Origin of the sequence: Micromonospora sp. MH33, assembly GCF_003013775.1 — a bacterium.
GTDB lineage: Bacteria > Actinomycetota > Actinomycetes > Mycobacteriales > Micromonosporaceae > Micromonospora > Micromonospora fulviviridis.
The window spans coordinates 1-3,757 of record NZ_MUYZ01000447.1 but is presented as its reverse complement, the minus strand read 5'-3'; the positions used below and the strand labels follow the sequence as shown (position 1 = coordinate 3,757).

Below are 3,757 nucleotides of genomic sequence, written 5' to 3'. Positions count from 1 at the left end.
GCACGGCGGGCGCCGGACCGGCCACCGCCGCGGCGGCGGCGACCAGCAGGGCGGTCCGCCCGCGGGGCACGAACACCCCGGGGTCGACGGCGACCCGCAGGCCGCAGAACTCGGCCCAGCCGAGCAGGTGCTCCAGCGGCAGGCCGGCGACCCGGCGGTCGACCAGGCCGGCCAGCGCCTCGGCCGAGTCGACGGCGGCGATCAGCAGTTCCGCCTCGTCCTCGGCGAAGACGCAGCCGGCGGCGCGCAGCCGGCGGACGACGGCGGGACGGTCGGGAGAGAACAGGGTGGGTGTCATGGCAGGCCTTTCGGGAACGCTCGTCGGCGCTCCCGGCGTCGCCTAACCCTGGGGCGACGCGGACTCGGAGGGAGCGCCGGTCCTCTGCTGGTGGATCGGTCTCACCTCCTCGGGTCGGGGCCCGCGCGGGCCGTGGCTGCCCGTCACCTTAGCGGAGCGGGCCGGGTGCCGTCAGGCCGCGTCCAGCGCGGCGGTGACGTCGGCGACCAGGTCGGCGCCGTCCTCGATGCCGCAGGAGAGCCGGACGAAGCCGGGCGGGGTGTCGTCGCCCCACTGGGCCCGCCGGTCGGCGGTGGTGTGCAGCCCGCCGAACGAGGTGGCGGCGGCCACCAGGCGGGACGCGTCGAGGAACCGGGCCACCCGGTCGGCGTCGCCCAGGTCGAAGGAGAGCACGCCGGGCATCCGTCGCATCTGGACCGAGGCCACCGGGTGGGCCGGGTCGGTGGGCAGCCCGGGCCAGCGCACGCCGGTGACGTCGGCGCGGCCGGCGAGCAGCCGGGCCAGCGTCTCGGCGTTGGCGGTCTGCCGGGCCAGCCGCAGGTCCACGGTCGCCAGCGAGCGGTGCGCCAGCCAGCAGTCGAACGCCCCGGGCACCCCGCCCGTGGTGGTCCGCCAGGCGGTCACCGCGTCGAGCAGTTCGGCGGAGTGGGTCGCCACGTAGCCGAGCAGCAGGTCGGAGTGGCCGGTGAGGGCCTTGGTGCCGGAGGCGACCACCACGTCGGCGCCGAGGTCCAGCGGCCGCTGCCCGAGCGGGGTGGCGGTGGTGTTGTCGACCGCCACGAGGGACCCGGCGGCGTGCGCCGCGGCGGCCAGCGCCGGCATGTCGGCCACGTCCAGGCCGGGGTTCGCCGGGGTTTCCAGGAGCACCAGCCGGACGCCCTCGAACGACGGGTACGGCCCGGCGGTCGGCACGAAGCCGACCCGTACCCCGATGCCCTGGAGGGTGGCGGTGGCGAAGGCCCGCACCGGAAAGTAGCCGTCGGCGGGGAGCAGCACGGTGTCCCCGGGGCGCAGCAGGGCCAGCAGCAGCCCGGTGATGGCCGCCTGGCCGCTGGCGAAGACCCGGCAGTCGCCGCCCTCCAGCTCGCCGACGGCCGCCTCCAGCAGCCGCCGGGTGGGGTTGTCCGGCCGCCCGTACCCGTTGGGGGTCGCCTCCGGCCCCCGCCACGGGTCCAGGTGGTACGGCGCGGCGAAGACCGGCCCGGGCAGGAAGGGCTGTCCCGGTTCCGGCGCGGGCAGCCCGGCGTGCACGCTGCGCGTGCCGTCACCCCACTCGGTCATCGCCACCTCACTCGTACGATTCGGGCTTCGCGGTGCGGCTCATCAGGGCGTCCACGGCGAGCCGCGGGTCCATCCCCTCGTGGCAGATCCGCTCGATCTGCTCGGTGATCGGCATCTCCACCCCGTGCGCCCGGGCCAGGTCGCGGATGGCCAGGCAGCTCTTCACGCCCTCGGCGGTCTGCCGGGTGGCCGCCTGGGCCTGCTCCAGGGTCTCCCCCCGGCCCAGGTGCTCGCCGAAGGTGCGGTTGCGGGCCAGCGGCGAGGAGCAGGAGGCGACCAGGTCCCCCATGCCGGCCAGCCCGGCGAAGGTGATCGGGTCGGCGCCGAGCGCGACGCCCAGCCGGGCGGTCTCGGCCAGGCCTCGGGTCATCAGCATGGCCCGGGTGTTGTCGCCGAATCCCATCGCGGTGGCGATGCCGTACGACAGCGCGATCACGTTCTTCACCGCCCCGCCCAGCTCGCAACCGATCACGTCGTCGTTCGTGTACGGCCGGAAGTACGGCGTCCGGATCGACGACTGGACCAGCGCGGTCCGGCGGCTGTCGGTGCCGGCCACCACGGTCGCGGCCGGCTGCTCGGCGGCGATCTCCGGTGCCAGGTTGGGCCCGGAGACGACCACCACCCGGTCGGCCGGCACCCCGGCCGTCTCCACGATCACCTGACTCATCCGCTTCGTGGTGCCCAGCTCGATGCCCTTCATGAGGGAGACCAGCGTGGCGTCGGAGTCCAGGTACGGGGTCCACTCGGCGAGGTTGGCGCGCAGCGTCTGCGACGGCACGGAAAGCACCACCACCTCGGCCCCGGCGATCGCCTCCTCGGCGTCCCCGGTCGCGGTGACCCGGTCGGGCAGCCGCACGTCCGGCAGGTAGTCCGGGTTGTGGCGCCCGGTCCGGATCGCCTCGGCCACCGAGGCGCGCCGGGCCAGGATGGTCACGTCCCGGCCGGCGTCGGCGAGGATCTTGGCGAACGCGGTGCCCCACGAGCCCGCCCCCAGCACCGCGACGTGCCCGCTCATGCCGTCGCCTCCCTTCGGTCGGCGACGACATGCGGCTCCAGCGCACTGAGCCGGCTGGTTCGCTCGCTCACTCGGTCACCTCGGGCGTACGCGTCCGGGCCGGCCGCTCCCAGAGCGGTGGTGGCGTGCCGCCGCGGATCTCGGCGACCAGGTCCCGGATCCGCAGCATGATCGTGTCGGTCATCTCCTCCAGGATCGCCCGGGTCGGCGTGGCGCCCGCCCACCGGCTCAGGTCGATCGGCGGACCGGCGACCACCGTCACCGGCGTACGCGGGCGCAGTCGGATGCGGGCGGTCCGCGGGTCGAACATCCGCTCCGGGCCGACCATGGCGACCGGGATCACCGGCGCGCCGGTGGCCAGCGCCAGCCGGGCCGCGCCGGTCTTGCCCTTCATCGGCCACAGGTCCGGCTCCCGGGTGGTGGTCCCCTCCGGGTAGATCACCACCGCGCCTCCCTCGTCCAGCGCGGCGACCAGCTTGTCCAGCGACCGGGCCGCCTCGACGCTGCCGCGCTCGACCGGGATCTGCTTGCAGCGGTGCAGGATCCAACCGATCACCGGAACCCGGAACACGCTGGCCTTGCCGAGGTACCGCGGCCAGCGCCCCGAGTCGTAGATGAAGTGCGCGGACACCAGCGGGTCCGCGTGTGAGATGTGGTTGGGCACGATGATGATGCCGCCGTCGCGGCGCAGGTGCTCCATGCCCCGCCAGGTGCGCCGCGTCCAGACGGTCAACACCGGCTTCACCAGCACCACGGCGAACCGTGGCCAGAATCCCAGCCTCCGCGGTGCCACCCTGCCTCCTCGTTCCGCCCCACGCGCGCACGCCCCGGGACGAAATCATGCCTGCTCGTCCCGGGTCCGGCCAGTGAGGGTACCGCCGGCCGACTGGCAGGATTGTCACGTGCCTGAGCCGACCTGGACCGTGGTGGTGCCGGTGAAGCGCCTCGGGGTGGCGAAGAGCCGCCTGCGCGGCGCGCTGCCCGGCGTACCCCATGAGGAGCTGGCGCTGGCCCTGGCGGCCGACACGGTCGGCGCGGTGCGGTCCTGCCCGGCGGTGGCCCGGGTGCTGGTGGTGACCGACGACCCCCGGGTGGCGGCGGAGGCCACGGCGGCCGGCGCGGAGGTCGCGCCGGACCCGGCGGCCGGGCTGAACGCGGCCTTC

At 75.3% G+C, this 3,757-nt stretch carries 3 protein-coding genes and 2 pseudogenes; 1 reads left to right on the top strand and 4 read right to left on the bottom strand.

Annotation, left to right across the window (positions count from 1 at the left end; genetic code table 11):
- The 4 genes and pseudogenes from B0E53_RS34145 to B0E53_RS34130 form a co-directional block, all read right to left on the bottom strand.
- Nucleotides 1-298, bottom strand: a pseudogene (locus B0E53_RS34145) (putative protein N(5)-glutamine methyltransferase); the annotation flags it as partial.
- 171 nt (nt 299-469) lie between these two features.
- Nucleotides 470-1,579 (bottom strand): cystathionine gamma-lyase, encoded by a 1,110-nt coding sequence (locus B0E53_RS34140; protein WP_107079676.1) that lies wholly within the window; start codon nt 1,577-1,579, stop codon nt 470-472.
- 7 nt (nt 1,580-1,586) lie between these two features.
- Nucleotides 1,587-2,594, bottom strand: coding sequence for an NAD(P)H-dependent glycerol-3-phosphate dehydrogenase (locus B0E53_RS34135; RefSeq protein WP_107079675.1), 1,008 nt, complete (start codon nt 2,592-2,594; stop codon nt 1,587-1,589).
- A 67-nt stretch (nt 2,595-2,661) separates the two neighbouring features.
- Nucleotides 2,662-3,387: a lysophospholipid acyltransferase family protein gene (locus B0E53_RS34130; RefSeq protein ID WP_107079674.1), complete on the bottom strand. Its 726-nt coding sequence runs from the start codon at nt 3,385-3,387 to the stop codon at nt 2,662-2,664.
- A 109-nt stretch (nt 3,388-3,496) separates the two neighbouring features.
- Between B0E53_RS34130 and B0E53_RS34125 the strand changes: the two are divergent.
- Nucleotides 3,497-3,757, top strand: a pseudogene (locus B0E53_RS34125) (2-phospho-L-lactate guanylyltransferase); the annotation flags it as partial.